The 25,786-nt window shown below is 68.9% G+C and carries 14 protein-coding genes; 8 read left to right on the forward strand and 6 right to left on the reverse strand.

Annotated elements, in window-relative coordinates:
- The first annotated feature begins 206 nt into the window (after positions 1 to 206).
- The gene (locus ACSDR0_RS37420) at positions 207 to 7,205 is read left to right on the forward strand and encodes a DUF7507 domain-containing protein (protein WP_435293687.1); all 6,999 of its coding nucleotides are present in this window, start codon (positions 207 to 209) and stop codon (positions 7,203 to 7,205) included.
- Between the two features lie 464 nt (positions 7,206 to 7,669).
- A complete protein-coding gene (locus ACSDR0_RS37425) occupies positions 7,670 to 8,047 on the forward strand; it encodes a hypothetical protein (protein WP_435293688.1) in 378 nt (125 codons plus the stop codon).
- A 100-nt stretch (positions 8,048 to 8,147) separates the two neighbouring features.
- Here the strand turns inward: ACSDR0_RS37425 and ACSDR0_RS37430 are convergent, their stop codons facing one another.
- On the reverse strand, positions 8,148 to 13,817 hold the full coding sequence (locus tag ACSDR0_RS37430; protein ID WP_435293689.1) for a GH92 family glycosyl hydrolase: 5,670 nt from the start codon (positions 13,815 to 13,817) through the stop codon (positions 8,148 to 8,150).
- A gap of 471 nt (positions 13,818 to 14,288) precedes the next feature.
- Here ACSDR0_RS37430 and ACSDR0_RS37435 point away from each other — a divergent pair, with 471 nt between their 5' ends.
- The 4 genes from ACSDR0_RS37435 (at position 14,289) to ACSDR0_RS37450 (ending at position 20,205) form a co-directional block, all read left to right on the forward strand.
- Positions 14,289 to 15,302, forward strand: coding sequence for a LacI family DNA-binding transcriptional regulator (locus tag ACSDR0_RS37435; RefSeq protein ID WP_435293690.1), 1,014 nt, complete (start codon positions 14,289 to 14,291; stop codon positions 15,300 to 15,302).
- Positions 15,303 to 16,177: 875 nt separating this feature from the next.
- Positions 16,178 to 17,725: a multiple monosaccharide ABC transporter ATP-binding protein gene (gene mmsA, locus ACSDR0_RS37440; protein WP_435293691.1), complete on the forward strand. Its 1,548-nt coding sequence runs from the start codon at positions 16,178 to 16,180 to the stop codon at positions 17,723 to 17,725.
- Complete coding sequence (gene mmsB, locus ACSDR0_RS37445) at positions 17,722 to 19,020, forward strand: multiple monosaccharide ABC transporter permease (protein WP_435293692.1); 1,299 nt, start codon at positions 17,722 to 17,724, stop codon at positions 19,018 to 19,020. Before mmsA ends, mmsB begins: the two co-directional genes overlap by 4 nt.
- A gap of 63 nt (positions 19,021 to 19,083) precedes the next feature.
- Positions 19,084 to 20,205 (forward strand): substrate-binding domain-containing protein, encoded by a 1,122-nt coding sequence (locus tag ACSDR0_RS37450; RefSeq protein ID WP_435293693.1) that lies wholly within the window; start codon positions 19,084 to 19,086, stop codon positions 20,203 to 20,205.
- Between the two features lie 198 nt (positions 20,206 to 20,403).
- On the opposite strand, the gene ACSDR0_RS37455 is transcribed toward ACSDR0_RS37450, so the two are convergent.
- A complete protein-coding gene (locus ACSDR0_RS37455) occupies positions 20,404 to 20,682 on the reverse strand; it encodes a hypothetical protein (RefSeq protein WP_435293694.1) in 279 nt (92 codons plus the stop codon).
- Between the two features lie 193 nt (positions 20,683 to 20,875).
- Here ACSDR0_RS37455 and ACSDR0_RS37460 point away from each other — a divergent pair, with 193 nt between their 5' ends.
- On the forward strand, positions 20,876 to 21,844 hold the full coding sequence (locus tag ACSDR0_RS37460; RefSeq protein WP_435293695.1) for a GlxA family transcriptional regulator: 969 nt from the start codon (positions 20,876 to 20,878) through the stop codon (positions 21,842 to 21,844).
- A 63-nt stretch (positions 21,845 to 21,907) separates the two neighbouring features.
- On the opposite strand, the gene ACSDR0_RS37465 is transcribed toward ACSDR0_RS37460, so the two are convergent.
- Complete coding sequence (locus ACSDR0_RS37465; RefSeq protein ID WP_435293696.1) at positions 21,908 to 22,351, reverse strand: ester cyclase; 444 nt, start codon at positions 22,349 to 22,351, stop codon at positions 21,908 to 21,910.
- A 535-nt stretch (positions 22,352 to 22,886) separates the two neighbouring features.
- Between ACSDR0_RS37465 and ACSDR0_RS37470 the strand changes: the two genes are divergently transcribed.
- Positions 22,887 to 23,528, forward strand: a complete 642-nt coding sequence (locus tag ACSDR0_RS37470; protein ID WP_435293697.1) for a hypothetical protein — start codon at positions 22,887 to 22,889, stop codon at positions 23,526 to 23,528.
- Between the two features lie 252 nt (positions 23,529 to 23,780).
- Here ACSDR0_RS37470 and ACSDR0_RS37475 read toward each other — a convergent pair whose 3' ends face one another.
- The 3 genes from ACSDR0_RS37475 to ACSDR0_RS37485 are packed head-to-tail and all read right to left on the reverse strand — an operon-like array spanning position 23,781 to position 25,521.
- A complete protein-coding gene (locus tag ACSDR0_RS37475; RefSeq protein WP_435293698.1) occupies positions 23,781 to 24,236 on the reverse strand; it encodes a GNAT family N-acetyltransferase in 456 nt (151 codons plus the stop codon).
- Positions 24,233 to 24,604 carry a hypothetical protein gene (locus tag ACSDR0_RS37480; protein ID WP_435293699.1) on the reverse strand — a complete coding sequence of 124 codons (372 nt, stop codon included), beginning with the start codon at positions 24,602 to 24,604 and terminating at the stop codon, positions 24,233 to 24,235. Before ACSDR0_RS37480 ends, ACSDR0_RS37475 begins: the two co-directional genes overlap by 4 nt.
- Complete coding sequence (locus ACSDR0_RS37485) at positions 24,601 to 25,521, reverse strand: NADP-dependent oxidoreductase (protein ID WP_435293700.1); 921 nt, start codon at positions 25,519 to 25,521, stop codon at positions 24,601 to 24,603. Before ACSDR0_RS37485 ends, ACSDR0_RS37480 begins: the two co-directional genes overlap by 4 nt.
- Positions 25,522 to 25,786 lie beyond the last annotated feature (265 nt).

Raw genomic sequence — 25,786 nt, forward strand, 5'->3', positions numbered from 1 at the left:
GCCGCAAAAGCCCGACCCCCCGTTCAACGATTCGGTGTCAGCCGCCGAATTCCTGCGGGAGGTTGGCCTTGCTGCCCTGGGATTATGAGCATGGGAGCTTCCTTAGAAGCGCCTTGTCAGGATTTGTTCTGTGTGCGGTTGGTTTGTGGCCAATAGCGCATACCTCTTCCGCCGCATCCGGCAGTGAGGACGACATCCCGTCATTCATGATCGAATGCGGCCGGGGCCAGACCGGCCCGACCCTGCGGCTGACCCGGGAGGCACGGCGTGACGGCGATCGTGCGATCGTCACGGTGCGCGTCGCCAACACCGGTGAGGTCGACACGGAGGGGGCGGGCTTCGCCGAGGATCTTTCCGCCGTTCCCGGCAACGAGACCGTGGACGACGCGCAGGCGACCTCGGGCACGTTGACCTACGACAGGCCCCTGCTCAGGTGGACGGGTGACCTGGCCGTCGGTGACAGCGTCGCGGTTCGGTACGCCGTCCGGATGCCCGGCGAGCGGCTGCCCATCCCGACGGTCGACGCGACCGCGGGACGGACCTGCCAGGAGGCGACCGGTCACGCCGAGGCCACGGATACACCGGTGGGTGAGGCCGGCGTCCCGGCCGAGGCATCGGCGGGCGAGCAGCCCGCACCAGCCGGCGTCCCGGCCGGGGCACCGACCGGCGAGCAGCCCGCACCGGCCGACACCCCGGCTGATCCGACGTCGAAGGCCCGGGAAGGCGCGGCCGCCCGGCGCGGACCGCCCGCGAAGGCCGAGGCCGGGCCGGCTCGATCGGGCACGGACAAGAACGCGCGACCGGCGCCGATCGCCTTCTCCGAGCGATACACGAGCAATCACCGGGGGGCCGTGACCCGGGCGGCGAACGCGGTGGTGACCTGCCATCCCCCGGCGGTGGCGGACTGCGCCACACGCCGGAACGGCTCGGGCAACAACAATGTCGCCGCCGCCTTCATCGACGTGGACACCGACACGACGACGTTCAACTCCAGCACGGCCGACCTCACGATGTCGGCCGGTGCGCAGGTGGCCTACGCGCGGCTGTACTGGGGTGGGCGAAGCCAGACCACGACCGGCACGGCGGGCCTGCCGGCGGGCAACCGCCTGGCCCCCGACATCGGCCTGCGCGGAAGGGTGCTGATCAAGGCCCCGGGTGACACCGCCTACCGGACGGTCAACGCCCTGGCCGGCGACATCGGCGAGACCCCCGACGGCGTCACCAGGGCCGGAATCGTCTACGGGGCCTCCGTGGACGTCACCTCCCTGGTGGCGTCGGCGGGGGCGGGCGCCTACACGGTCGCGAACGTGCAGGCCGCCCGAGGGCTCGACAGTCTCGGAGCGTTCGGCGGCTGGTCGCTGGTGGTGGCCTACCGGGACTCCACCCTGCCACTGCGGAACATATCGGTGTCCGACGGCTTCCTGCGGCAGGGAAGCGGCGACCCGAACACGACGATCGACCTGTCCGGATTCCGGACCCCGAGCGTCGGCTCCGTGAACGTCCAGCTGGGCGGAATAGCCTACGACGGCGACAACGCCATCGTCGGCGACTCCTTGAGCGTCCAGACCACCAACGGGCCGTCGACCGTGCTCAGCGACGCCCTCCACCCGGTGAACAACTTCTTCGACTCCACCATCGCCACGCTCGGCAGCCAGGTGGCCAACCGGAATCCCATCCATACCAACACGCTCGGGTACGACTCCAGCGTCATCAACGCCTCCTCGGCGTTCCGCAACAGCGACACGTCGGCCCGATTCACCCTCAGCACCGTGGGAGACGCCTACTGGCCCCAGGCGTTCTTCACGCAGATCGACCTCCACCAGGCGAACGTCCAGATGACCAAGACCGCCGAGCTGGTAGGTGGTGGAGATCCCCGGCCCGGCTCCGTTGTCGAGTACACCATCACCGCGACCAACACAGGAGACGACAGCGTCGTCAACGTGGAGCTCTCCGACCCGATCCCCGCCGGCACCACCTACGTTCCGGGGACCATCTCCGTGGCGTCAGGGCCCAACACCGGACCCAAGACAAACGCCCAGGAGGACGACCAGGGAGAGTTCGTCAACAATCAGGCCGACGTACGGCTGGGAACCGGAGCGACCGCCTTCAGCGGCGGCACGCTGACGCCCGGCCAGTCCACTTCGGTGAAATTCCGGGTCACGCTCGGACCCAACTCGCCCGGCACGACGGTGACCAACAGCGCGACCCTCACATACGCCGGCTCCAACACCCCGACCCAGCGGAGAACGGGTGCCGCGGCGGCTTCGACGGTGGTCCCCGTACAGACTTCGTCATTGGCGTTGTTGAAGACGGCGTCGCCCAGCACTGTGGCATCGGTGGGCCGGACCGTGACGTACTCCTACGCGATCATCAACACCGGCATGATCCCCCTCACCGATGTCGGCGTGACGGACACGTCGTTCTCCGGCACGGGAACGGCACCGGTGATCACCTGCCCGGCCACCGCCCTGGCACCGCAAGCCTCCACGACCTGCACGAGCACGTACAGCACCACCCAGGCCGACCTCGACGCCGGATCGATCACGAACACCGCGGTCGCCTCGGGTAATCCGCCGACAGGGCCCATGGTGAGCTCCGCCCCCTCGACGGCGACGGTCACGGTCACGTCCGTTCCCAGCCTGGCACTGCTGAAGACCGCGTCGCCCAGCACGGTGGCATCGGCGGGCCGGACCGTGACGTACTCCTACGCGATCACCAACACCGGCAACGCGCCACTGACCGGCATCAGCGTGACGGACACCTCGTTCTCCGGCACGGGAACGGCACCGGTGATCACCTGCCCGGCCACCGCCCTGGCACCGCAAGCCTCCACGACCTGCACGAGCACGTACAGCACCACCCAGGCCGACCTCGACGCCGGATCGATCACGAACACCGCGGTCGCCTCGGGTAATCCGCCGACAGGGCCCATGGTGAGCTCCGCCCCCTCGACGGCGACGGTCACGGTCACGTCCGTTCCCAGCCTGGCACTGCTGAAGACCGCGTCGCCCAGCACGGTGGCATCGGCGGGCCGGACCGTGACGTACTCCTACGCGATCACCAACACCGGCAACGCGCCACTGACCGGCATCAGCGTGACGGACACCTCGTTCTCCGGCACGGGAACGGCACCGGTGATCACCTGCCCGGTCACCGCCCTGGCACCGCAAGCCTCCACGACCTGCACGAGCACGTACATCACCACCCAGGCCGACCTCGACGCCGGATCGGTGGTCAACACGGAGGTCGCCTCGGGCAATCCGCCGGCGGGGCCCGCGGTCACCTCCGCTCCGTCGACGGCGACGGTCTCGGTCACGTCCGCTCCCGGCCTGGCACTGCTGAAGACGGCGTCGCCCAGCACGGTGGTATCGGTGGGCCGGACCGTGACGTACTCCTACGCGATCGTCAACACCGGCAACGTCACGTTGACCGGCGTCGGCGTGACGGAAACCTCGTTCTCCGGCACCGGAACACCACCGGTGATCACCTGTCCCGTGACGACGCTGGCACCGCAGGTTTCGGTGACCTGCACGAGCACATACGTCACCACGCAAGCCGACATCAACGCGGGATCGATCACGAACACCGCCGTCGCCTCGGGCACCCCGCCAACGGGACCCGAGGTGAGCTCCGCCCCCTCGACGGCGACGATCACGGCCGCGCCCGCTCCCAGCCTGGCACTGCTGAAGACGGCGTCGCCCAGCACGATGGTATTGGCGGACCGGACCGTGACGTACTCGTACGTGATCACCAACACCGGCAACGTCACGTTGACCGGCGTCGGCGTGACGGAAACCTCGTTCTCCGGCACCGGAACACGACCGGTGACCACCTGCCCGGCCACCACCGTGGCACCCCAGGCCTCGACGACCTGCACGAGCACATACGTCACCACGCAAGCCGACATCAACGCGGGATCGATCACGAACACCGCCGTCGCCTCGGGCACCCCGCCCGCAGGGCCCGCGGTGAGCTCCGCCCCCTCGACGGCGACGGTCACGGCCGCGCCCGCTCCCAGCCTGGCACTGCTGAAGACCGCGTCGCCCAGCACGCTGACAGCGGCAGGCCGGACCGTGACGCACTCCTACGCGATCGTCAACACCGGCAACGTCACGTTGACCGGTGTCGGCGTGACGGACACCTCGTTCTCCGGCTCAGGGACGCCCCCGGTGATCACCTGCCCGGCCTCGACGCTGGCACCGCAGGCCTCGACGACCTGCACGAGCACGTACGTGATCACCCAGGCCGATCTCGACGCCGGATCCATCGTGAACACCGCGACCGCCTCGGGCACCCCGCCATCGGGACCCACGGTCACCTCCGCCCCCTCGACGGTGACGATCACCGCCGCGCCCGCTTCCAGCCTGGCACTGCTGAAGACGGTGGCACCGAGCGTAGTGACGGCGGCCGGACGAACGGTGACCTATTCCTACCTGGTCACCAACACCGGCAACGACACCCTGACCGGCGTCGGCGTGACGGACACCTCGTTCTCCGGCACCGGAACAGCACCGGTGATCACCTGCCCGGCCTCGACCCTGGCACCCCAGGCCTCCACGACCTGCACGAGCACGTACGTGGTCAACCAGGCCGACATCGACAGCGGATCCATCGTGAACACCGCGACCGCCTCGGGCACCCCACCATCGGGACCCACGGTCACCTCCGCCCCCTCGACGGTGACGATCATCGTCGCGCCCGCTTCCAGCCTGGCACTGCTGAAGACGGCGGCACCGAGCGTAGCGACGGCGGCCGGACGAACGGTGACCTACTCGTACCTGGTCACCAACACCGGCAACGCGCCACTGACCGGCGTCGGCGTGACGGACACCTCGTTCTCCGGCACCGGAACAGCACCGGTGATCACCTGCCCGGCCTCGACCCTGGCACCCCAGGCCTCCACGACCTGCACGAGCACGTACGTGGTCAACCAGGCCGACATCGACAGCGGATCCATCGTGAACACCGCGACCGCCTCGGGCACCCCGCCAACGGGACCACCGATCACCTCCGCCCCCTCGACGGCAACGATCACCGTCGATCCCGTTTCCAGCCTGGCACTCCTGAAAACGGCATCACCCGGCACGGTGACGGCCACCGGGCAGACGGTGACCTACTCCCACCTGGTCACCAACACCGGCAACAACACCCTGACCGGCATCGGCGTGACGGACACCTCGTTCTCCGGCACCGGAACACCACCGGTGACCACCTGCCCGATCACCACCCTGGCACCGCAAGCCTCCACGACCTGCACGAGCACGTACAGCACCACCCAGGCCAACCTCGACGCCGGGTCCATCGTGAACACCGCGGTCGCCTCGGGCACCCCGCCAACGGGACCCACGGTCACCTCCGCCCCCTCGACGGCGACGATCACCGCCGTACCTGTTTCCAGCCTGGCACTCCTGAAAACGGCATCACCCAGTACGGTGACGGCCACCGGACGAACGGTGACCTACTCCCACCTGGTCACCAACACCGGCAACAACACCCTGACCGGTATCGGCGTGACGGACACCTCGTTCTCCGGCACCGGAACACCACCGGTGACCACCTGCCCGATCACCACCCTGGCACCGCAAGCCTCCACGACCTGCACGAGCACGTACGTGGTCAACCAGGCCAACATCGACACGGGATCGATCGTGAACACCGCGGTCGCCTCGGGCACCCCGCCAACGGGACCCACGGTCACCTCCGCCCCCTCGACGGCGACGATCGTGGCCACGGCCGCTCCCGGTCTGGCACTGCTGAAGACGGCGTCGCCGAGCGTGGTGACGGCGGCGGGGCGGGCGGTGACCTACTCGTACCTGGTGGTCAATACCGGCAACCTCACGTTGACCGGTGTGGGCGTGATGGATGCGTCGTTCTCGGGGTCGGGGTCGCCCCCGGCGACCACCTGCTCGGTGACAACGCTGATGCCGCAAGCCTCGACGACCTGCACGGGCACGTACGTGACCACCCAGATCGACATCGACGCCGGGGCCATCGTGAACACCGCGACCGCCTCGGGCACCCCGCCGACGGGACCACCGATCACCTCCGCCCCCTCGACGGCGACGATCGCCATAGAGTACGTTCCCGGCGCGGCACTGCTGAAGACGGCGTCACCCAGCAACGTGGCAACGGCGGGTCAGACGGTGACCTACTCGTACCTGGTGGTCAATACCGGCAATGCGACGTTGACCGACATCGGCGTGACGGACACCTCGTTCTCCGGCACCGGAACACCACCGGTGACCACCTGCCCGATCACGACACTGGCACCCCAGGAATCGACGACCTGCACGAGCACGTACGTGACCACCCAGGCCAACCTCGACGCCGGATCCATCGTGAACACCGCGACCGCCTCGGGCACCCCGCCAACGGGACCCGTGGTCACCTCCGCCCCGTCCACGACAACGATCGCGGCCGCGCCTGCTCCCGGTTTGGTGGTGTCGAAGCCCGCTTTCTCGTCGGCCGTGGAGAACGCGGGTCAGACGGTCACCTACTCGTACCGGATCACCAATACCGGCAACGTCACGTTGACCGGCATCGGCGTGATGGACACCTCGTTCTCCGGCACCGGAACACCACCGGTGACCACCTGCCCGATCACGACACTGGCACCCCAGGAATCGACGACCTGCACGAGCACGTACGTGACCACCCAGGCCGACCTCGACGCGGGATCGATCACGAACACCGCGGTCGCCTCGGGCACCCCGCCAATGGGACCCGCGGTCACCTCCGCCCCGTCGACGACGACGGTCACCGCCGGGTTGATCGCGAATCTGGCGTTGTTGAAGACGGCCGATCCGTCCGCCATGACGGTGGCGGGCCAGGTGGTGACGTACTCCTATCTGGTCACCAATACCGGCAACGTCACGTTGACCGGCGTCGGCGTGACGGACACCTCGTTCTCCGGCACCGGAACACCACCGGTGACCACCTGCCCGATCACCACCCTGGCACCGCAAGCCTCCACGACCTGCACGAGCACGTACGTGGTCAACCAGGCCGACATCGGCAGCGGATCCATCGTGAACACCGCGACCGCCTCGGGCACCCCGCCAACGGGACCACCGATCACCTCCGCCCCGTCGACGACGACGGTCAGCGGGAAGCCCGCTCCCGGCCTGGCGCTGCTCAGGACGGCGTCACCCGGCGGCGGTCCAGCCGCCGGCCGCGCCCGATTCCATGGCGGGCGAGACGGGTGAATTCCGTCCCGCCCGCCACGGAAAGCGCGTGAAGCGGTCAAGGCCGGCTACGGCCTCCGTCGGCGTGGAGTCTTCCTGACCCACGGCGAAGTGCTCCCAGAACCCAATCCCGCCGAACGTGAACATTGCCTCAAAACGGGGTCAGTTACGAATAATAAAGAATGTCTGCCACCGAGAACGGTTGTAGCATCGTTGGCGATATGATATTCGCCACTCCATGGCAATAGCGAAAAAGGCAATTTCGGCGGTCATCCGGCGCACAGCACACGCGGGTTCCGCGAGAGTCCGGCGCACCCGATGAATGTCCTTGACCTGATACCGATATGCCACGTCGGCCAATGAGCCGAGTTTTAATAGAAATCAAGCGATACTGCGGGAGTCGTTCAGTGAACATACGATTTGCGGCATCTTCGGTGGTAAAAACCTCCGTACTGGTGATGCTGGCCGCCGGATGCTCTTCGAACGTGGACTCCACGCCCAACACCTCGAGCTCGTCGGAGAAACCGCCGACGCCGACACCGGCCGCGCGGGCGACCGGGACGAATTCGCTGCCGGCGAAGCTGGCCAACGACCCCGGCATCCGCAAGAACATCGTTCAGACCGGATGCGCGTCCGTGCCCGGCGGCTGGGGTGCCAGGGGAACGGCGAAGAACCCCGAGGACAAGGCCGTGACCTACAAGATCGTTGTGTACTTCACGACCACCAGGGCGACGACGCTGGACTACGCCCAGGCCCTCGTGAAGGTGCCCCCGGGAAAGACGGTCGGCTGGAGCGCGACGAAGCACTTCGACGCGGAGCGGCAGATGCTCTGCCCCATGCCGGGGATCAGCATCGTGTCCTGACGGCGCCCGCGAGTGCTCACCGGCGGCGCCGCCGAGCACTCGCGGGCGCCGCCGGTGAGCGGGCCGTGATCACGGCCCGCTCACCGGCGGCCTCGGCCGCTCAGTTCGGGCCGGTGACCGTGAAGGTCAGCCCGACCCGGGTCGCCGAGTCGGCACCGGCCAGCGTGATGCCGGTCGGACCCGGCTTCGCCGTCCCCGGAACGCTGACGGTCTCGCCGGAGATGACACCGTCGCCGTTCGCGTGCACGGTGGTGGAGGCGAGGCCCTCACCGAAGCCGATCGTGACCGCTTCGTTCGGCGCGAACCCGGAACCGTCGACGGTGATCGCCGTGCCGCGCGGACCGGAGGTGGCCGACAGCATCACCTGCGGCCGGTAGGTGCGCGCCGCCGACTGCTCGGTCACCTGAACGGTCGCCGTCGCCGCCGTCTCCGAGGACGCGCCGGCGGCGGTGACGGCGTACCGGCCGGGCCGCGCGTCGTCGGACGCCGCTATCGAGGCCTGCACCTCTCCCTTCTCCGAGGCCACGACCGTCGAGCCGGCCGCCGGGCCGGCGCCGAGCTTGACGGTCACCCGCTCGCCGGCGGCGAACCCGCTGCCCTTGACGGTGATCGTGTCACCGGCGGTGACGGGGGCGGATGCCGACACCGAGATCGACGGCTGCGCCCCGGCCCGCGTCACGGTCACGGTGAACGTCGTCGTGCTGCTCGACAGCGTGTCCCATGTGGTGACGCGCACCGTGTACGTGCCCTCCTGCGCGTACGTGTGCTGCCCGCTCATCGCGCCGGACGGGCCGACCGTGACGTCGGCGGGAACCGTGCCGTCGCCCCACTGGACGCGGGCGTGGTAACCCGTCGAGCCGATGACGCCACCGGTCACCGAACCGAGGTCGGCCGACAGGACCTGCCCGGCGGTGGCCTTCTGGTCCTTGGGCGCGGTGCTCTCCAGCGCGGCGCCCGGCGTGCCGTCGTCGGCGACGGCGAACACGTGGATCCTGCCCGTCGAGCCCGGGTCGCCGGTCTGCGCCGGCAGGGTCACCGACAGGAGCTTCTTGCCCTCCGGGATCCGGTACGGCGCGGTGGCGAACAGGAACGGCTGCGCGCTGTTCCGGCTCGTGCCGAGCAGCCGGTACGCGGCCTTGGCGACGACGATGTTGCCGTAGGACGGCGTGCCGTTGGCGTTGCCGCCCAGCGTCCAGTCGCTCATCTGGATCGGGATGTCGGCCGTGGTGCCGTCGCCGAACGTGGCCGTGCCGGTGGTGCTCTGGTTGCCCTGCGTTCCGGCGCCGATGAACGAGATGCTCTTCGCGTCGTCCGGCAGGTTGAGCACGATCTTCTTGCCGTTGCCGGTCGCGTTGTCCGGCTGCCCCGCCGGGATCACCGGCAGCGTGAAGCGCAGCGCCGTTCCGGGGACCTCCTGCCGGCGGCCCTGGGTCACTCCGGCCTCCGCGAGGGCCGCGCGCGAGTACGCCCACGACTTGGCGTCGCAGTTGGCCGCGACGGCGCCCTCGTCGCCGATGCAGACGGTGTCGAACGCCGCGGGGAGACTGGACTCCGGCGCGTAGACCACGTCGACGCCGGCCGTTCCCGAACCCTGGCCGGTGCCGTCGGTCACCGTGACGCTCGCCTGGTAGTGACCCGGCTTGGCGTAGGTGTGCGAGCCGCTGACGCCGTACACGCTCCGCGAGCTCAGGGTCAGGGTGCCCTTGGTGACCGGTGAGCCGTCACCCCAGTCGACGGTGGCCTGGTAGCCGCTCGCGGTGCCCCCGGTGACGGAGGCCAGTACCACCGACGCCTCGACGCCGGAGGTGGCGTGCACGCTGCTCGCGGGGGTGACGGTGATGTCGCCGCCACCGAGCTGGACGTCGCCGCCGGCGAGCAGCTCGATCTCGGCGAGGTTCGTCTGCGCGCCCCCGACGGCCTTCGTCACGGCCAGGCGGAACCGCGTGAACCGCCCCGGATCGCTGATCTTGAACGGCCGGGTCTGGTTACGCCACGAGAACACCTCGCCCTTGCGGGAGTCGACCGTGGCCCAGGTGATCCCGTCGTTGGAGCCCTGCAACCGCCAGTCCGCCGGGTCGCCCGTGGTCGCCCCGGAGGTCGGGTCGCCCTTGTTCGCCCCGGAGGCCGGGGCCCCGGTGCTCGCGCCGGAGGTGAGGGTGTAGTACACGGGTGCCTGCTTGCCACCGCGGAAGGCCCAGCTGATCTGCGGCGTGCCGGAGGTGAAGGTCATCTGCGTGGTCGACGAGTCGTCGAACAGCTTCGACGCGTCCTGCCCTCCGCTCGCGGTCCCGGTGCCGAGGCCGGGACCCGTGGTGTCCTGCAACGGCTTGGGCACCGCCCTGCCCTTGGTCAGCGACGGCGGCGCGTCGTTCTCACCGGTGCCCCAGGACGACGGGTTCGGGCCCATCCGGAAGTCGATCGTGCCGCCGCGGGCGAGCTTGGAGGCGTCGACGGACACCTCGCGCTGCGGCTTTCCGTTGACCTTCACGCTCTGCACGTAGACGTTCTTCGTGCTGTTGTTCGTCGCGTTGACGACGATGTCGCCGCTCTTGCGGTGGACGGTCATCCGGGTGAACTGCGGCGAGCCGATGGCCCAGTTGGACGAGCCGGCCTGCAGCGGGTAGATGCCCAGCGAGCCGAGGACGTGCCACGCCGACATCTCGCCGTTGTCCTCGTCACCCAGGTAGCCCTGGCCGATCTCGCCGCCGACGTAGAGGCGCTGCAGGATCTCTCGCACGATCGCCTGCGTCTTCGCCGGTGCCCCGACATAGTTGTACATGTACGGGATGTGGTGCGACGGCTGGTTGCTCATGCCGAGCTGGCCCATGCGCACCGCACGCGCCTCGAGCATCTCGTGGATCGTGCCGCCGTACCCGCCGGGCTTGTCGGCGTTCTCCGGGGTGGCGAAGAACTGGTCGAGCTTCTGCCGCAGCGCCTGCTGCCCGCCGTGCAGGTTGGCCAGTCCCTGGCCGTCCTGCTGCGCGGTGAACGCGAAGTTCCACCCGTTGGTCTCGGTGTAGACGCCACCCCAGTCCAGCGGGTCGGCGGCGATGAAGTTGCCGGCGGCGTCGCGGCCCCGGAAGAACTTCGTGTTCGTGTCGAAGAGGTTGACGTAGTTGCGGGCCCGCTGCAGGAAGTACTGCGACTCCTCCTTGAGCCGGTCGCGCTCCGATCTCGGGGTGGCCGGGTCCTTGGCCAGGGCCGCGCCCATGTTGCCGAGGCCGTAGTCGTTGATGAAGCCCTCCAGCGCCCACGACACCGACTCGCCGGTGGAGATCGGCGTGTAGCCGAGGAACAGCGATGTCTCGATGCCCTTGCGGCCGACCTCGCCGCGCCCGGACGCGACGGTCGCGTCCTTGACCGCCGAGTCGTACGCGCCGAGCGGGTCGGGCAGCTTGACGCCGTTGAGGTAGGCCTGGGCCAGCGAGACGTTCGCGCTGGTGCCGGTCATCAGGTCGGCGTAACCGGGTGACGACCAGCGGGCGACCCACCCGCCGTCGCGGTACTGCTGGACGAACCCGTCGGCGATTTTGGCCGCGACGTCCGGGTAGAGCAGCGAGTACGCGGGCCACACGGTGCGGTAGGTGTCCCAGAACCCGTTGTTGACGTAGATCTGCCCATCGACGATCTTCGCGCCGGTCTGCGTGGCGGTCGACGTGCCGGTCGGCGCCGACACCGGGCTCGCGTACTGCCAGCGCGGGGCGGCGGCGGTGCCGGTGTTCTCCGACTGCGAGTTCGGGTAGAGGTTCAGCCGGTACAGGTTCGAGTACAACGTCACCAGCTGCGTCTCGGTCGCGCCCTGCACCTCGACCCGGCCGAGCCGGTCCTTCCACTCCGCGGTGGCGGCGGCGTGGATCTGGTCGAAGCTCCTGCCGGTGACCTCCAGGCCGAGATTCCGGTGCGCCTGGTCGACCGAGAGGAACGACGTCGCGATGCGCAGCGTCACCTGCTGCTTCTCGGAGGTGTCGAAGGTGGCGGACGTGGCGGAGGACGCCGTCGGCGCCCGGTCGAAGGTGCCGGACACGAACATCCGGCTACGACCGGCCGACAGGCCGCTTCCGTTGTCGACCCAGCCGGTGAACGTGCCGTCCGTGCCGATGGCGAACGTGCCGTTGTAGAAGACGAGGCTTCCGGTGGCCTGCCCGGACGGGAAGGTGAACTGCATGATCCCGCCGTGGTCGGTGGCGGTCATCTGCGCGACCAGGCCGTTCTGCAGCGTGACCCGGTAGAGGTCCGGCCGCGCGATCTCGTCGTCGTGGCTGAAGGCGAGTCCCCTGCCGCTGGGCTCTCCGGTGAGCGATCCACCGGCCGGCACCGGCATGACCGACATCTGGTTGCGGTCACCCATCCACGGGCTGGGCTCGTGCGAGATCGCGAGTCCCTGCAGCGTGGGCAGGTTGGCCGCGTTGTTGCCCCGCTGGTAGTCGTACTCCCAGGAGTTGGACGCGGCGTTGGTGACCGGCGTGAAGAAGTTGAAGCCGTTGGGCACCGCGGTGATCGGCAGGTTGTTGCCGCGCGAGAATCCGCCCGTCGAGTTGGTCCCGCGCCGGGTGTCGACGTAGTTGGTCAGGCGGGAGCCGTCGATCGGCGCCGGGACGCCCGTCAGGGTGACGTCGTCGAGCCAGCCCTGGAAACGGGTCGAGGCGGTCGCCTGGGGGGCGTCGTAGGCGAGCAGGACGCGGTCGATCGTCTTGCCGTTCGCGACCGCCCCGATCTCGGACCGCACCGCGTTCCACTGGTCGACGTAGAGCACCTTCGAGGCGCCCTGCCCGGCGGCCGTGAGCGGGTAGCCGTGCTGGTCGAGGGGCGAGCGCGCGCTCAGGTAGCTGCCGTCGGTGAAGTGCAGGTCGACGGCCACGTAGGTGGACGGGTACTGGGCGTCCTGACCGGTGAACTCGGGGAAGACCTTGTAGGACAGCCGGGTCTTCGGCCCGACCGGGATGTTGACGTCGAACAGCCTGTTGGTCGCGTACGAGCGGCCGGCCGCCTCGGCGCCACCCGAGTATCGCAGCGAGGCCGTCCCGGTGAATCCGGCCCGCGGCTTCATGTTGTAGCCGCTGACCGGGCCGGTGCCAACGACACTGACCATCGGGGTGACCGGTGGCCTGACGTCCGAGCCGTCGCTGATGTTCCAGTCGGCGAGCTGGATGATCGAGTCACCGGAGTTCGCGGTGACGTTCAGCCGGTAGTGCTCGTAGGCGGTCGTGTTGGTGAAGTCGTAGACGTTGGTGGCGAACCGCCCGCTGAAGCTCTGGCCCGTCCGCCTGTCCAGGTCGGTCCACGTGTCGCCGTCGTTCGACCCCTGCACGGTGAAGTCCTTGGGGTCGCGGCCCGGCGCGTCGTCCGCGGAGGTCAGCGAGTACCGCACCACCACCGCGGGCTTGGCCAGCCGGTAGGCCACCCAGCCGGTCCTGGCGAACGCCAGCCACTTGGTCGACGGATTGCCGTCCTTGAGGGCCGCGGCGGTCTCGTTCGGCGCGTTCTCGGCGCTCGCGGACACCGCGCCGACCTGGCCGAGCAGGCTGCCGGGCAGTCCGGTCGGGCTTGAGCCGCTCAGGTTCGCCTGGATCGGCGAGCCGTTCGCGCCGACCTCGACGGTGCTCGTCGCGGGTTGCGGGTCGGGCGACTCGAACGAGGAGCCGAAGTCGCCGGGAGGAGCCGCGGCGCTCGCCGGGGGTACGGCGACGAGCAGCCACACCGGCAGCAACAGCGCCGTGGCCGCGGCGAACCGTCGAAGGGACAGGATGCGAGGAAAGGGGGGATACGACATGGCGGGGCCTTTTGACTCGATAGGGGGGTCGAGAGCATCAACGTCGGGGATGAAGATCGTGATCGTGGCTGCCGCGATGGAGCGAAGGTTCCCGCCGGGCATCCGGGACGCTCGCCGCACGCCGGGGTGAGCGTGGGCGTCGTCGTCGGTGCCGGGACGTAGGCCTCAGACCATGCGGAAGCTCCATGGGGGATGGCGGGCTCGCGGAAGGGCGCACCCGGAGGTGGATCGCGGCCCAACGTTTCCCCTGCGAGACAACGTTGTCAAGAGCTGGCCGTGTAACCTGTTCGAAACCGTGAGTTTTCCCGGGCCGGGTGAGCGGGCCGGTTGAGCGGGGCAACGTCACGGTTGGGGCACGCGACCGCCGGCCGTTTCCGGCGTCCGGCGACGGCCCCTTCGGCGTTGACCAGGGGGCAACGAGCCGGACAACGTTGTCACCATGGCGTACGGCGTGTCGGTATGGTTCGTGGCATGACCAGTGACGGCGGCCGTACGAGGCGGCCCACCATGGTGGACGTGGCGACCCGGGCCGGAGTGAGCCTGAAGACCGTCTCGCGGGTCGTGAACAACGCGCCGCACGTCCAGCCCGAGCTCGTGGAACGGGTGCTCGCCGCCGTGGCCGAGCTCGGCTTCCGCCGCAACCACCTGGCCAGCTCGCTGCGCTCAGGGCAGACGACCGCCACGATCGGGCTGCTGATCGAGGAGATCGCCAACCCGTTCTACTCGGCGATCGCGGGAGCCGCCGCCGAGGTCGCCCGGCAGCACGACACGATGCTCATCATCGCCAGCTCCGAGGAGGATCCGGCGCGCGAGCAGCAACTGCTGCGGGACATGTGCGCCCGCCGCGTCGACGGGCTGCTCGTGGTGCCCGCCGGCGACGACCACTCGTTCATGCGCGCCGAGGTCGAGCTCGGCACCCCCGTGGTCTTCCTCGACCGGCCGGCCGGCGGGCTGCTCGCCGACACGGTGCTGCTCGACAACCGCGGCGGCGCGCGGGCCGGGGTGCGCCGGCTCGTCGAGGCGGGCCACCGCCGGATCGGCATCCTGCTCGACTCGATCGGCGTCTACACGATGCGCGAGCGGCTCGACGGCGCCCAGGACGCGCTGGCCCCGGCCGGTGCGCCGTACGACACCCGGCTCGTCCGTGACGGCGTCCGCGATCCGGCGGCGGCCGCCCGGGTCGTCTCCGAACTGCTCGACCGGCCGGATCCGCCGACCGCCTTCTTCAGCCTGAACAACCGGATCACCCTCGGTGTGGTCGAGGAACTGCACCGGCGCGACAGCGACGCCGCGCTGCTCGGGTTCGACGACTTCGACATGGCCAGCCTGGTGCCGTACCCGCTGACGGTGATCGCCTACGACACCCGCGAGCTGGCCCGGACCGCCGCCGAGCTGCTGTTCCGGCGGATCGAGGGAGACCGGTCGTGGCCGCGCACCGTGGTGCTTCCCACCAAACTGGTCGATCGGGGCATCCCGCCGCGCTGAGCCCGCCGAATCGGGTCGAACCTGGCTGATCAACATTTAACAAGCCGAACCGCACTGACCTGGCCGAGCCGGGCGACCACGGGGAGCGGCCGGGCCGGCACGGCCGGTCGTCCGCGGTCCGGCGCGCGCGTCACGCCGTCCGGACCCGGGACCGGACCCGGGAGCGGGACCGAGACCGGGACCGGGACCGGGACCGGGACCGGGACCGGGACCGGGACCGGGACCGGGACCGGGACCGGGACCGATCAAAGGATCATGTGCCGTAAAACTCACTGGGCGTCACGATACGTTACAAAATGGCCACATTGGGAGGGGGCCAATTGACACGCCCGTAACGCGGGTGGAGTCTCTACCCGCTGCCTGCTGACAACGATGTCATGGCCGATCGGAGGGAACCGGAATCGTTATGATCACTGACTTTCGCCCTCTCGCGGCGTCGCGTCCGGCCGGGAACCACGTTCGGGCACGGACACGCCCGCCCGCGGGCGCCGCGACGGTCGGACGTCGTCACCGGCCCGCACGGCGAGACGGCCGGACCCGCCCTTCGACGGCGGCCGGGCGCGGCGTGTGACCACGTACGACGAGGCGGCGCGCGTACGACCAAGGCGGCGGGACACGTCACCACCCAACGGGCGAATCGCACGAATAATGAATTAATTTAGGCTCTGTGGAAAGTCCCTGCCTTCCACATGTGGTTCAGGCCACAACGAAGTAAATGAACTGATGACGAACCTCCCGGAGGCAACCATGTCGGTGGCGACCTGGCGCGGTCCCCTGCGGCCGGACACGCGCGGATCCCGCGGCCGGCCCAGAGACGGCGACCCCGCCGTCCCGCGGCCGTACCCGGCACGGGTCCGGACGGGGGTGGGCCGGTCATGAGCGGCGCACCCGTCCTGCTGGAGATGCGTTCGATCACCAAGGAGTTCCCTGGGGTCAAGGCGCTCTCCGACGTCAACCTGGTGGTGCGGGCCGGTGAGATCCACGCGATCGCCGGGGAGAACGGCGCCGGCAAGTCGACCCTGATGAAGGTGCTCAGCGGGGTCCACCCGTACGGCACCTACTCCGGCGAGATCCTCTACCAGGGCAAGCAGAGCCGGTTCTCCGACATCCGGGCCAGCGAGAACTCCGGCATCGTGATCATCCACCAGGAGCTCGCCCTGGTGCCCGGTATGTCCATCACCGAGAACATCTTCCTCGGCAACGAACCGGGCCGCGGCGGCGTGATCAACTGGAAGGTCGCCAACCGCCAGGCGCTGGAGCTGATGGCCCGGGTCGGTCTGGAGGAGGACCCGGACACGCTGATCAAGGACATCGGCGTGGGCAAGCAGCAGCTCGTGGAGATCGCGAAGGCGTTCGCCAAGGACGTGAAGCTCCTCATCCTCGACGAGCCCACCGCCGCCCTCAACGAGGCCGACTCCCAGCACCTGCTGGATCTCCTCCGCGACTTCAAGCAGCGGGGCATCACCTCGATCATCATCTCCCACAAGCTCAACGAGATCGAGCAGATCGCCGACACCATCACCATCCTGCGCGACGGCCGGACGATCGAGACCCTCGACATCAAGGCGGACGGCGTCGACGAGGACCGGATCGTGCGGGGCATGGTCGGCCGGGAGCTGCACAGCCGGTTCCCCGACCACACCCCCGAGATCGGTGAGGTCTTCTTCGAGGTGCGCGACTGGACGGTCCGGCACCCGATCTCCGCCGAGCGCATGGTGGTCAAGAACTCCAGCTTCACCGTGCGCCGTGGCGAGATCGTCGGGTTCGCCGGCCTGATGGGCGCCGGACGCACCGAGCTGGCGATGAGCGTCTTCGGCCGGTCGTACGGCACCTACGTCTCCGGGCAGATCTTCAAGGACGGCCGGGAGATCGTGCTGAAGTCCGTGTCGGACGCCATCGCGCACGGCCTGGCGTACGTCAGCGAGGACCGCAAGTCGATCGGCCTGAACCTGCTCGACGACATCAAGACCTCGATGGTGTCCGCCAAGCTGTCCAAGGTCTCCACCCGTGGCGTGGTCGACGCGGTGCGGGAGCATCGGGCGGCCGAGGGCTACCGGACGAGCCTGCGGGTCAAGGCCCCCACCGTCGACGAGGGGGTCACCAAGCTCTCCGGCGGCAACCAGCAGAAGGTGGTGCTGGCGAAGTGGATGTTCACCGACCCCGACCTGCTGATCCTCGACGAACCGACCCGGGGCATCGACGTGGGTGCCAAGTACGAGATCTACGGCATCATCCAGCGGCTCGCCGACCAGGGTAAGGGCGTCATCGTCATCTCCTCGGAGCTGCCCGAGCTGATCGGCCTGTGCGACCGGATCTACACGGTGTTCGAGGGGACCATCACCGGCAACATCGACCGGCGAGACGCCAACCCGGAACTACTGATGAAGCAGATGACCTCAGCGAAGAAGGCACATCGATCATGAGCCGCGTGAAAGAACTTCAGAAGTCCCTGTTCGGGGGGACGACCTCCAACGCCCGGCAGTTCGGGATGATCTTCACGCTGGTGGCGATCGTCCTGCTGTTCCAGATCCTGACCGACGGCCTGACCCTGAACTCCGGCAACCTCATCTCGCTGGTGAGCCAGTATTCGTACATCCTGATCCTGGCCATCGGGATGCTGATGGTCATCGTCGCCGGGCACATCGACCTGTCCGTCGGCTCGATCGCCGCGTTCGTCGGCATCGTGGTCGCGAAGGTCATGCAGGAGTACTCGGTGCCGTGGTTCCCGGCCATCCTGATCGGCCTGGCGGTCGGCGTCCTCATCGGCACCTGGCAGGGCTTCTGGGTGGCCTACGTCGGGGTGCCGGCCTTCATCGTCACCCTGGCCAGCATGATGTTGTTCCGGGGCGGCAACCAGTACATCGGCAACGCCGACACCATTCCCGTGCCCGAGGGGTTCAGGGCCATCGGTGCCGGCTTCCTGCCCGAGGTCGGCCCCGACACCGGGTACAACAACCTCACGCTCCTGCTCGGCCTGCTGATCTGCGCGGCGGTGGTGGTCCGGGAGTGGAGGGCCCGCCGCACCCGGCGGGAGATGGCGGCCGACGTCGCCCCGATATGGATCTCGGCGATCCGGATCGCCGTCCCGGTCGTCGTGGTGGTGTTCGCGACCCTGCAGTTCGCCGGCGGGCGGGTCGGGACCAGCTTCCCGATCTCCGGGATCATCCTCGGCGTCCTGGTCGTGATCTACAGTTTCGTCACCCGTAACACGGCGGGCGGCCGGCACATCTACGCGGTCGGCGGCAACGCCCGGGCCGCCGAGCTGTCCGGCGTCAAGCTCAGGCGGGTCAACTTCCTGGTGATGATGAACATGTCGGTCCTGGCGGCCCTGGCAGGCATGATCTTCGTCGCCCGTTCGGCCGCCTCCGGGCCGCAGGACGGGATCGGCTGGGAGCTCGACGCGATCGCCGCCGTCTTCATCGGTGGCGCGGCGGTCTCCGGCGGCCTGGGCACGATCAGCGGATCCATCGTCGGCGGTCTCGTCATGGCCGTGCTCAACAACGGCCTGCAGCTGATGGGCGTGGGGTCCGACCGGGTGCAGATCATCAAGGGTCTGGTCCTGCTGCTGGCCGTCGCGCTCGACGTCTACAACAAGAAGCAGGGACGCTTCTCGATCATCGGATCGCTGACGCGTCCGTTCCGCCGGGACGCACCGGCCGGTCCGGCGCCCGGCACCGAAACGGACCAGGCACGCGGCAAGAGTCCGGTGGCCGGCTGACGGTCACCGCCGACGGGGCGGAAGGCTCCGCCCCGTTTTACTTCTAAGAAGGGCATTTCGAAAATGCGCAATATTCTCGTCAGGGGTGTCGCGGCCGGGGCCATCGCGCTTCTGGCACTCACCGCCTGTGCCTCCGAGCGTTCGCAGACCCCCGCCGCCGGCACGGACGCCTCCCCCGGCTCCACCGAGGCCGCGAAGGGCTTCGCGGCCGACTCGCTGATCGGCGTCGCGCTGCCCTCGAAGACCTCGGAGAACTGGGTCCTCGCCGGTGACCTGTTCACCAACGGCCTGAAGGAGGCCGGCTTCAAGTCCGACGTGCAGTACGCCGGCTCCTCCACCACCGTCGCCGACCAGCAGGCGCAGATCTCGGCCATGGTCACCAAGGGCGCCAAGGTCATCGTCATCGGCGCGACCGACGCCGCGCAGCTGAGCACCCAGGTCGAGGCCGCCAAGGCGGCCGGCACGACCGTCATCGCCTACGACCGGCTCATCAAGAACACCGACGCCGTCGACTACTACATCGCGTACGACAACTTCAAGGTCGGCCAGCTCCAGGGCCAGGCCCTGCTGGACGGCATGAAGGCGAAGAAGGCGGACGGCCCCTACACCATCGAGCTGTTCTCCGGCTCGTCGGACGACAACAACTCGGCGGTCTTCTTCGACGGCGCGATGGAGGTGCTGAAGCCGAAGATCGACGACGGCACCGTGGTGGTCGGCTCCGGCCAGGTCGACATCAAGCAGACCGCCACCGACGGCTGGAAGGCCGAGAACGCTCAGCGTCGGATGGACTCGCTGCTGACCTCCACCTACAGCAGCAAGACCCTGGACGGGGTGCTCTCCCCCAACGACACGCTGGCCCGCGCCATCATCACCTCGGTCAAGGGTGCCGGCAAGGACCTGCCGGTGGTCACCGGCCAGGACTCCGAGGCGGAGTCGGTCAAGTCGATCGTGGCCGGCGAGCAGTACTCGACGATCAACAAGGACACCCGCGAGCTGGTCAAGCAGACCATCCAGATGGCCAAGGACCTGCAGACCGGCAAGCAGCCCCAGGTCAACGACACCAAGTCGTACAACAACGGGGTGAAGGTCGTCCCGTCGTACCTGCTGGAGCCGCTCATCGTGACCAAGGAGAACGTCGTCGAGGCGTACGCCAACGACCCCAAGCTGGCCCCGCTCACGAAGTAGCGGCGCCCGGCTGAGATCGGCCGTGTTCGTGGGTCCCCGGAAGCTTCACGGCCGGGGACCCACATTCGTTGTACGGGGAGCGGCGCTCCGCGGGCCGAAGAGCCCGTTCGCGTCCACGGCGCGGACCACCGATGCGCTCGGCCCCTGCGGGCATGGCTGCCGTCGAGCGCCGTCCGGGGGTCCGTGGACGCGCCGCCGCTACCGTTTCGCCCGATCGCAGGCCATCGCGGCCACCCGCGACGGAATTCGCGTGTCCACGAGGCCGTCCCAGCAGAGGAACCAGCTTCCGGCCGCGGAAGTGGAGCCGGTCCAGCAGGCGTCCCTTCTCGGGGGACTGATCGGATACCCCGCTCCTTCGAGGTATGAGAGGCAGTCGGAATAGTCGGCCCGCGCCGGCGACGCGGCGACGACGGTGAATCCGGTCGCGGCGGCGGTCACGGCCGCCGCGATGGCCATCCGGGAGACTACTTTCACCATTCGATCCCACCCTTTCCCGTGTGGACTGTTTCCGATGTGCGTCGTCGTCCCCGCCGCGCACACCGCGCGCTCGGTGGCCGTGGCCCCCTCGCGCTTCAGGTCTAACGGCCGGCCGGTCGCGCGAACCACGGCCGGTCACGGTCCTGTCGGTAAACTTGGGATTCGTGTCGGTTCTCCACCAGGGTGGGCACTCATGGACGAGCGACTGACCGTCGTGATCGGGTATCCGCAGTCAGAGTTGCTGGACATCGCCTCGGTGACCACGCCGCTCCACATGGCCAACCAGCTGGGGGCCGCTCCCCCGTACCGAACACGCCTCGCCACCTCGGGTGGCAGGTCGTTGTCGTGCGACTCGGGTTTGACGCTGGAAAGCCAGGGAGCCCTCGAGCACATCACCGGGCCGCTCGACACCCTGGTCGTCTCCGGCGGGGTCGGTCACGAGATCGCCGCGGGCAACCCCGTGCTCCTGGCACACATACGCCGGCTGGCCGCGGTCAGCCGGCGGGTGGCGTCGGTGTGTACGGGCGCGACCCTGCTGGCCGCCGCCGGGCTGCTGGACGGGCGGCGCGCCACCACGCACTGGAGGTACGCGGGAACGCTCGCCGCCCACCACCCCAACGTCACCGTCGATCCCGGCCCGCTCTACATCCGCGAGGGACGCGTATCGACCGCGGCGGGCGTCACCAGCGCTCTGGACCTGACGCTCGCCTTCATCGAGGAGGACCACGGTCCTCACCTGGCCCGCATCGTGGCGCGCGCCCTGGTGACCTACCTGCAGCGGCCGGGCGACCAGGCGCAGATCAGCATGTTCGTGAGCGCGCCGCCGCCGGAACATCCACTGATCCGGCAGATGGTCGACCACATCGTCGGCAACCTCGACAGTGATCTGAGCCCCACGACGCTGGCCGCCCGGCTGAACGTGAGCGAGCGTCACCTGACTCGGCTCAGCCTGGAGCATCTGGGCCAGACGCCCGGTCGCTTCATCAGGCAGGCACGCACGCAGGCGGCCGAGCGGCTCCTCGTCTCGTCCTCGCTCTCCGTGGCGGACCTCGCGACCCGCTGCGGGTTCGGCTCCGCGGAGAACCTCCGACGCTCGTTCGTCGCCGAGTTCGGCGTCTCCCCCACCCGCTACCGCCAGGCCCGGGCCGAGCGCTCCGGATGAGGGGTCTCGGGGTCACGCTGTGCCACACCCGGCCTGAACGAGGGCCGCGTCAGGACGAACGACTCACGCGGAGGCGTGCTTGAGCTCCGTCAATCCGTAGCCGAGCTGGTTGTACAGCTCCAGCTGGTCAAAGTATTCCCGATGCGTTTTGATCTTGCCGTTCTCGACGAAAGTGGAACACGTGGAGCGAATAGCGATGCGACGGCCGGTGCCCTCTATTTCACGGCCGTCCGGAAGCAGGAAAGGCCCGGAGTGCGTCCCGGTCATCGTCCATTCCGTGACAGCGGGATTGTCGTGGTCACCGAGCTCGAACCACGGCGTCAGGTGAAGGTCCGGGAATCCGTTGAACAACTGCTCGTACAACGAGGCGATCTGCTCACGCCCTTCCGCTACGCCTGACGGGGTGACATAGACAGCGTCCGGATCGTAGCAGTCAAGCACTCCTCGCAGGTCGTGGGCGTTGATCGCCTCACCCAACCGGTGTTTGAGGTCCCAGAAAATAGACATGGGCCGCGCCTCGCTGGTGTTGGGGCCGTCCAACGTCCCTCCGAACGGACCGAGATGGCGATGCCCCAGCGTCTGTTTAACGGATTGAGCCTTGTCGGACTCGACTATCAGCCTTCCACGCTATTCACCAAAAAGTCAATTCTCGATCAAGCCGACGCCATGCATACACCAAGGAAGACGTCTCGGCTCACATCGATGGCAATAAGGGTAAAGCTTTTTCCATGGGGTCGGGCGGCGCCTACGGGATCGAACGCCGTGATGTCGGCCCGGCGGGGGTTTCGGCCACCTGGCCGGCCGGCCGCGACCGTCGTGGCGCCTTTCCCCGGCCCCCGTCTACCCCGGCCACCCGTCCGCTCCGTCTACCCCGTCCGCTCCGACCGCCCGGTGGTCGGCGGCTACGTCGCGTCGGTGAAGCCATGCGCCGAAGCCGGCGCGAGGACATCGGCTTCGGCACATTCGCCCCCTTGCCCCAGGACACCGAGGTAGGCGTTTCCGCGGACCGCGCGACCACAGGATTTTTCCGTATGGTGAAATCATGTTCTTCGAGCCCCCACCGGCACAGGAAGAATCGACTCGCCCGCCCAAACCTGGGCTGCCGGCCTGGTACGCCCCGCCGGCGGAGGAAATGGGCGCGGTGACGGTCAGCGGCCTGGTGCTGGCCCGCAGCCCGAATGTCGCCATCACCGTGCCGACGATCCAGGCGTTCAAGACCGGCTGCCTGATCAACGTGAACATCGTCATGAGGCGGCACACCCTGTCCCCCGATGACTTCCAGGCCCTTCGAATGTCCGTGTACCCCCACATGATCACCGGTGTGGGCGCCGGCCGGTTACCGGACAACCTGCTGCGGTTCGGCGTCCGTTTCGCCGACGGCACCAAGGCCACCACCATCGGACAGCGTTTCGACATGACGCGGCTCCCGCACGATCCGCCACCGGCCCCGCGGCTTTCCTGGCTGCTCGGCGGCGTGTCCATGCGCAGCGGTGACGAAGACGCGGGTGTCATCACCATGGGGCTGTGGCTCTGGCCCCCGCCACCCCGTGACACCTTCGAACTCGCCGTGGAGTGGCCCGCCGGCGGAATCGAGCTGAGCATCGCCGTCCTGGACGGCGCGGCCATCGTGTCCGCCGCCGAGCGGTCGGTCCCGTACTGGCCGGATTCCCCCCGGAGCGAGTAGCCCCTGACCCGCGCGAAGCTCCAGGAGTCCCGCTCGACAGCGGCAGCGCGGCCGGGCCGCTCCGTGTCCTGACCGAACCACTCGGAACGTGCTCGTCCTGGATGCCGGTGCGGGGGTGGGCGCCCTCGCCCTTCTCACAGGTGGCGCGGACCCCGTACAGGCGGGCCCCGTACAGGCCGGGGCTCCAGCCGATCAGTGGTCCTCCCGCGGTCTGGACCCGAGCGATCATCAGGCCCCGTGGACCAAGGTCTTTCAGAGCACCCTTGTCATGAACACGCTGTACGGGTCGGGCCGGTAGTCCGCGAACGGCTCGCAGTAATCGAACCCGAACTTCTCGTACAGCTTCCGGGCGGGCAGGAAGAACTCGTTCGCGCCGGTCTCGAGGCTGAGCCGGGTGAACCCCATGCGCCTGGCCTCGACGATGATGTGCTCCAGCAGCAGGGACGCGGTCCCGCTCCGCTTTCGCGCCGGCGCGGTGCGCATCGACTTCACCTCGGCGTGCCCCGCGTCCAGCCTCTTGATCGCACCGCAGCCCACCAGGCTGTCACCGTCCACAACCGACCAGAACGTGATCTCGGGCTTGCGGAGCCCGTCCAGATCGAGGGCGTGCTTGCTCTCCAGGGGCGTGATGGATCGCATCTCCTGGACATGCTCATCGAGAAATCCAGCGATCTCCGGACCGGAGAGGTCGTCGAGGACGATTCTCATTCGCTCGCCTTTCTTCGGGGCCTCGGTCCCGCGGGTGCCGCGTCACATTCTCGGGCCGCCTGGAGCCTGAACCGGTCGCGGGGGCGTTCGACGAGTTCGCCGCCCGCGGAGACGACTCCGGCGCGGACCAGGGTAACAAGCGGACCAAGGTAACGAGCGGACCAGGCTGACAAGCGGACCAGGGCGCCAGGACCGGCCATCGCCGCCACCGCGTCCCAGTCGGCGGCCTCCGGCTCCTCGGGCAGGGCGATGAACGGGGAGACGTCGACCGGATAGCGCAGCACATTGCCGCGCCGTTCGGCCAGGTACGCGTGCGGCCCGGTCAGGGACGACCAGGCGGGGTTGTCCAGCGGGTGGGGCTCGCTCACCCGGCCACCTCGATGACGATCTTTCCTCGCGCGTGACCGGCCTCCACGGTCCGCAGCGCCTCGGCCGCCTCGTCGAGCGGGAAGGTCTCGGTCACGTACGGCCGCAGCACGCCCTGCGCGACGAGCCGCGCCACCGCCTCCAGCACCTCGCGGTTGCGCTTACGCTCCACGGGCGAACCACCCAGCCGCGCCACGGTGTCCCGGTCGGCGGCGGTGATCAGCTTCGAGGGGTCGCCGAGGAGGCCTGCCACGGCCGCCAGCGCGTCCCCGCCGACCAGGTCGTAGATCGCGTCGACTCCGTCGGGGGCGGCGGCACGCACCCGGTCGGCGACATCCGGCCCAGGCTCGACGTGGACCACGCCGAGTTCCTCGACGAAGTCCTTCTTGGCGGCGCTCGCGATGCCGATCACCCTGAGCTCGGCGTTCCTGGCGATCTGCGCCGCGGCCACGCCCACCCCGCCACCGACGCCGACGATCAGCAGTGTGGCACCGGGGGGCAGTTCGAGCTGGTGCACACCGTCGTAGGCGGTGGCCGCAGCGATGGGCAACGTGGCGGCGTCCGCGAACGACACGGCATCGGGCTTGTGCGCGGCCAGCTCGACCGGCAGGAGCGTGTACTCCGCGTATCCGCCGGTGAGGGGGTTGCCGAACACCGCGTCACCGGGCTTGAACCCTTCGACGCCCTCGCCGGCCTCCTCGACCACCCCGGCGACCTCGCCGCCGAGGACGGCCGGCAGCTCGGCCGCCGCCGCACCGGGCGGAAGGTAACCCGCCCTCCGCTTCCAGTCGACGGGGTTGACCCCCGCCGCCTTCACCGCGACCAGGAGCTGGCCGGGACCGGGAACCGGCCGGGGAAGGTCGGCGAACGTCTCCGTCTCGGGCCCGCCGTGCTGGGTGTACGTGTACGCCTTCGGCATGTCGTTCCTCTCTATCTCTTCTATCCCTACATGAATAGTAGAGATCAAAGTCTTATTCCCGGCATGAGCGGGATGCTCCGGAAACTCGTCATGGCGATCGAGGACCGGCCGCTCAGCGCCCGACTCGGCGGCAGGCCGGGCCGAGGACGCGTGGACCGCCCTGCCTCGCCCGTCACCGGAGGACCGGAGCATTCGCCGTACCGCAACTTTCGCCACTCACATGAAAGTTTCACCGTCGCGGTGTAGTCCTCCCAGATTGGGAGGG

Source organism: Streptosporangium sp. G11 (genome assembly GCF_051192615.1).
Taxonomy (GTDB): Bacteria; Actinomycetota; Actinomycetes; order Streptosporangiales; family Streptosporangiaceae; genus Streptosporangium.